The 5,682-nt window shown below is 42.9% G+C and carries 5 protein-coding genes; all 5 read right to left on the bottom strand.

Features of this window, described 5'->3' with window-relative positions; translation table 11 throughout:
• Positions 1 to 39: 39 nt before the first annotated feature.
• Complete coding sequence (locus AB5Z01_RS06540; protein ID WP_272114725.1) at positions 40 to 162, bottom strand: hypothetical protein; 123 nt, start codon at positions 160 to 162, stop codon at positions 40 to 42.
• Between the two features lie 35 nt (positions 163 to 197).
• Positions 198 to 362: a hypothetical protein gene (locus tag AB5Z01_RS06535; RefSeq protein ID WP_181979739.1), complete on the bottom strand. Its 165-nt coding sequence runs from the start codon at positions 360 to 362 to the stop codon at positions 198 to 200.
• Between the two features lie 79 nt (positions 363 to 441).
• The gene (locus AB5Z01_RS06530; protein WP_278340490.1) at positions 442 to 747 is read right to left on the bottom strand and encodes a hypothetical protein; all 306 of its coding nucleotides are present in this window, start codon (positions 745 to 747) and stop codon (positions 442 to 444) included.
• Positions 748 to 1,793: 1,046 nt separating this feature from the next.
• Positions 1,794 to 4,040, bottom strand: coding sequence for a DHHW family protein (locus AB5Z01_RS06525; RefSeq protein ID WP_287216448.1), 2,247 nt, complete (start codon positions 4,038 to 4,040; stop codon positions 1,794 to 1,796).
• 14 nt (positions 4,041 to 4,054) lie between these two features.
• Complete coding sequence (locus AB5Z01_RS06520; RefSeq protein WP_278340492.1) at positions 4,055 to 5,476, bottom strand: MBOAT family protein; 1,422 nt, start codon at positions 5,474 to 5,476, stop codon at positions 4,055 to 4,057.
• Positions 5,477 to 5,682 lie beyond the last annotated feature (206 nt).

The following is a 5,682-nucleotide window of genomic DNA, read 5'->3' as shown; positions in this document are numbered from 1 at the left end:
CCGTCCTAAATTTTTTCATAACGCTCAACCTCCAGCCTATCACATATTATCCAAAGCCATACGGCAAACCTCGTCCATAGGAAAGCCTCTCCTTTTAAGCTCCGCCTTTACCACACTGTGATAAAAGTGAAATATCATCTTCACACTAAACGTATTTTCCATATTTTCACCTTTCTATCCGTTAAACAACACCAACTCTATTCCCGATTATCCATATTGTAAATAACGCAAGCAAACCCGGTTATCACCGCAAAAAGTATCGCACCGCCCATTTCCTCCTGCAATGCTGCCCCGACAAAATAGCCAGCCATAGCCGCAAAAAACATGATAACAACAGCCGCCACCGTCCTAAATTTTTTCATAACGCTCAACCTCCAGCCTATCACATATTATCCAAAGCCATACGGCAAACCTCGTCCATTAGTTTCGCCTTACCCAAACCTACAGCACACAAACCACAAACCAGTACATATAAGGTACCAGCGTCATAATGATGTCATAAACTGCAAGAATTTTTCCCGACAGAGCATGACCATTCGCCGTACCCTTTTTCCAAACTAACAAACTGTACAGCACGCTCACCGCAATATGTATCAAACCGCAAGCAAAAATTATCCAATGAAAAACATCGTCCTGAAACTTCCCCTCACTGCCTGTCAGCTCAAAGCTAATGATTATCACCCAGCCCAAAAGGTCATTTCCCAGACCACTGATAACATGAGCCGCTATAGCCAAAAATTTCCTCATAAGCACACCCCCTATGCCAAAAGCATCTATTTTTTATTTTCTGATAACTCACATTTTATCATCACCCTGCACAAAATTCACCCCACAAATTTGTGCAAACAAATGATTTATATTTTAATTTGGCAACATTTCTGCAATTGTTGCATTTTTTATGCAACAAAAGTGGTGATTTTCGGGATAAGTAGAAAGCGTTTTGATACTTGCGGGCACGTACAAGCCCTGCGACTTAGTGAATACGATGAGAGATTCTGGAACAGGCTGTAGAGTACTTGTGTCAAAGCGTGGGTGTGCATTGCGGTATTTTGTGTATACGCAACCAAGGGCATAATACCCAATGTCGCACCCCGAACGCAACTTGAAAATCAAATAAAAAAACGACTGAAACACGAAACCTATGGCAACAAATCTGTAGGGGCGAACAGCGTTCGCCCGTCGAAGAAACAAGTCCACGATTACAACCATTGTAGGACAGAACAAAAAACTATCCTATCACGCTTGTAGGGGCTTGGCGAAATTTCTGTTCGCAAGCTCACAGAAATGCGACAGCCCGCTCGAAGTGACGAGGTTTGAATTTACCATAAAGTCATGCAGATGTACAAAGACGTGCGAGGGGGTCGGGACGTCGGATTTCTGCAAAGCAGAAATTGCGCCGTTCCCCTACAATTCTGAAATTATAACAAATTCTGAACACGGGCGAACGCTGTTCGCCCCTACAGTTATTCGGGATAGTTTATCTTGCCGCAAAATCGCTCCGCTCTTTGCGTATCTACGTTTTGCTATGGGATAGAAAAGCGGTGCAGATTTAATTCTCCGATATCACTTTTATCTGATATTTGACTTCTATATGCTATTTTTCATTAAATCTGCACCTTGTCGGCTTGCGCCGAATGAGGCTCTGCCTCATACTCCGCTAGGGGCTTTGCCCCTAGACCCCACAAGCCCTCTAGCGCCGGGCTTGAGCGTGCGCTTTATCTCTCGCTTCGCTCGGTGCTTGGGGGCAGCTTTGCTCATTCCTCATTCCTCATTCCTAATTCCTCACTTAGCTCCTACTGTATCCTAATATTATTCAAACAATCCACCTTACTAGGCGTTGAACAGCTCGTCAACGATATTGCAAACAGCAGGTCTGTGCAGCCCACTTCTTTACAAAAATCAATAGCGTTTATATCAAAATATCTGAAATCACAAACATAGATTTTTGAGAAGCCATGGGTGAAAAATGGTATCAGAGCATTTCCAAAGCTGTCTTTGAACACCACAAGCACTCTGCCATTGTCCACGCCCGTGTCTATCTCAGCTATCTCCTGATCCACGTTGAGTATCGCAGAATAGCAGTTCACGCCCTCCGCATAGTCAAAAAACAGCGTAGACTCCACAGGGTTTTTAAACTCCGTGTCATAGTACTTTACCGTCAGATCATCATTATTGTCAGGCTTATAGTAAATGAACTTGTCAGGATATTTTTTCAATTCACTGTTGTAATTGCTGTAAGCATACATCGTTCCCACAAAGCCATCTATCTCCCATTTATCGTAGGTATCAAGGTCTGGAAAATCTATTCCCGACTGATCGGCAAAAACCTGCGCCGCATAATATGCTCCCAAAGGCTGCCAGTGGTGATCCGTTCTTGAGTAGATATATTCCTTTGTATGCTCAGCCAGAGAGTCATAAACATCGGTGTTGATTATTCCGTTAAGACCTGCGGCAATGTTGTCGATATTGTCTTTCTGATCTGAAACAGCGTCCTTGAGATTGTTCGGCATATAATAAGCCGCCGAAGTCGGGATAGACATATTGTATACGTTCACGCTGTCCCCAAGGTCAGCCTTCCATTTGTTTATGGTGTTCGCATACTTGTCGCCGTTCTCGAACGTGCCATAGTATGCACCCATTGCACGGACGTTTTCGCCCTTGCCGGATACTATAACGTCACCCTCCCACTGACCGTCGTCAAGATTGTCAGGCACGTCAACTACCTTTTCGCTTTCCGTTGATTTTTTCGTAGTTGTGCTTGCGTCGGTGGTCTTTGTATCCGCAGTGGTGGTGGTCCTCGAACCTGTAAAAGCCGTTACCGTTGTTGTTTTTGCGATTTTATCCTGATCCAGCTCTTCTTTTTCCACCGTTTTGAAATCGCCCGTTATAACAGTATCGTTGAGCTTTATTCCAAGCATATTCGTGAAATCAGAGCAGAAAGATTTAAGCTTTTCTCTGTTTGGAACAGTGTCGGTAAAATATTCGGTTATTCCGCTTGTGAAGTCACCGTCAAAATATGATGACAGCGAAAATTTCGGAAAAGTCGCAAGGTTTCTGTTTTCTGACTGTATAAAACCGCTTTCACGCTTCATCACAAGCAGTGCCGCAAACACGCCGAAAACAATAAGCAGGCAAACAACAGAATTTATAACATTAAACTCCAGCTCGTGAATATTGTTTTTCTTAGCCTTTTCACGTTCCTCACGACGTTTTTTTGCCTTTTCGATGCCTTTTCTGTAAGCTTCCTCTGCCTTAGCGTCGCTTTCTTCTTTTTCCATAGGATCAGGTTTCGGCTCAGATTTAGGTTCAGCCTTTTTTTCAGCTTTCCTGACAGGCTCCTGCTCTTTCTGAACAGGCACTCTGACATTTATTGTCGCCTCTACCCTGCTGGGCTTCTGAGCATTCTCAGGCTTTTTCTCAGGGCTTCTCTTGTCGATTATCTCGACCCTTTTTCCTGCGATAACAGGGCCTTTATCCTGTGCCGCTGCGTCATATTCCCTATAATAGCTGTCAGGTATCTTCAGCACGAAATTCTTCTTATTCGGCAGCTTTTTCACAGTTCCGTCTGCTGAAACTGCCACAGATATCTCTTTTTTAGTGCCGTTTATGTGATTTTTCTCTTTGGAAAATGGGATAATAACTTCATTATCGGAAGCATTTTTCTCCTGAGCTTTTTGTACAGACTGAGAATTTTCAACTTTTTCAGCTTTTTTCTCAACTTTTTTCAATGCTTCTTCATTATCATCATCAGTATTTAGCCATACGCTTTTCTTTGGCTTCAAAACAGGCTCATCCGTCCAAATGCTGTGGCTGAGAGCCTTGTTTTTTCTGACTATCTTTTCCACTATCTCGTCATGGACAGTGGAGCTTTTCTCCGTTTCGTCAACTTTTGCCGTGCTGACAGCTTCAGGCTTTTTCTTTTCCTCGCCTATAGGCTTTCCACCGAAAGTAACGCTGTCAAGATACTCTGTATAGGCTTCTGAAAGAGCCTTTGTATCAGGCAGTTTGAAGTCCTTTTCAAAATCTTTATTATTTGCCATACTCTTTCACCTGCCTAAAATCTGAAATACAAGAACGGATTGTTTGTTGTGTTCACAAGCAGAACGCTTGAGAGAACAAGTATCGCCGCATTGCATAGGATACCTGCTGACTGCATAAAATAGGCTGTACTCTTTGCAGAGAGCGCCTTTTCTTTGATCTTTGGTATAACAGGCATTGTGAAAAGCACTGCCACTGCAAAAAGCCAGATATTGTTCATGAAAAGGTGCTGTGTAACTGTGTCGGTCAGCTTGTTTCCATTTGCTCCAACAAGTGCCTTGAAGAACGTACCCAGCGAGCCGAGGTTCTCAAAATAGAATATTCCGAAGCCTATGAAAATAACAAGCTTTGTATAGATATGTGCAAGGGGTACAGGCATTTTCTTCATGCGCTTTTTGCCTATGAGCATTTCAAAGAATATGAACATTCCATAGTAAAGTCCCCAGAAAACAAAGTTCCAGCTTGCGCCGTGCCAAAGTCCTGTGCAGAACCAAACAAGGAAAAGTCCACCGTATTTTCTTCTTTTGCCAAAGATAGGGAGATAAAGCACATAATCTCTGAAAAATGAGCTAAGGGAGATATGCCACCTCTGCCAGAACTCTGAGATAGTTTTGCAGATAAAAGGATATTTAAAGTTCTCATCAAAGTGGAAGCCGAATATCCTGCCAAGACCGATAGCTATATCTGAATAGCCTGAGAAGTCAAAATAATACCACAGACCCACAAGAATTGCGCCAAGCCATGTGCCTGCCACAGAGAGGGTCTTTATATTTTCATAGCCGTTTGAAGCAGAGCCGAAAAGGGCTGTTACAATGGTGCTGAGATTATTTGCGATAATGACCTTTTTGCCAAGTCCGAGGATTATTCTTGAAAAGCCGTCGGAGATATCCTTGGCGGTGGTCTTTCTTTCGTTTATCTCCTCGCCGATAACGGAGTATCTTACGATAGGTCCTGCAACGAGCTGTGGGAACATGGATACATACAAAAGAAATCTGCCGAAGTTTTTCTGTGGCTTGACCTTGCCCCAATAGCAATCGACGGTATAGGAAATAGTCTGGAACGTATAGAAAGAGATACCGATAGGCAAAACGATATTAGGCACCGGTATGCCTAGACCGAACCAATTGTTGAGATTTTCCACAAAGAACGCCGTATACTTGAAACCGAACAGCACCCCAAGGTTAAAGACAAGCGACCATGCAAGCGCCGCTTTTGCCTGCCAGCCTTCGGGGTGTTTTTCTATCACCCGACCATTTATGTAGTCCACAAGGGAGGAAACTATGAGGATACTAACCCAGACAGGCTCGCCCCATGCGTAAAAGATAAGTGAAAACACCACCAGCACTGCATTTCTTATGGCTGTACTGCGTGTGATAAAATAGCATATCAGACACACAGGCAGGAAAAAATACAAGAAAAATAGATCTGCAAATACCACAACAAAACTCCTAACAAAAATTGATAAAACAGCCATTGTCGGCTTATTCCGACAAAAGGCGATACACATTTAAGTATATCACTGAACACACTAAAAGTCAATTAAAACAGAGGTCTGCGGAAAGTTTTTCGTGTAGTGCTACAATAGATATTGGACAAAATTAAGAAAAAAGAAAAGAGAGATAGGCAAAAATCTGATAAAATAAA

Origin of the sequence: Ruminococcus sp. RTP21359st1_H3_RTP21359_211015 (assembly GCF_040909065.1) — a bacterium.
Lineage (GTDB): Bacteria > Bacillota > Clostridia > Oscillospirales > Ruminococcaceae > Hominimerdicola > Hominimerdicola aceti.
The sequence above is the reverse complement of the archived record's forward strand: the minus strand, read 5'-3'. Positions and strand labels throughout refer to the sequence as shown.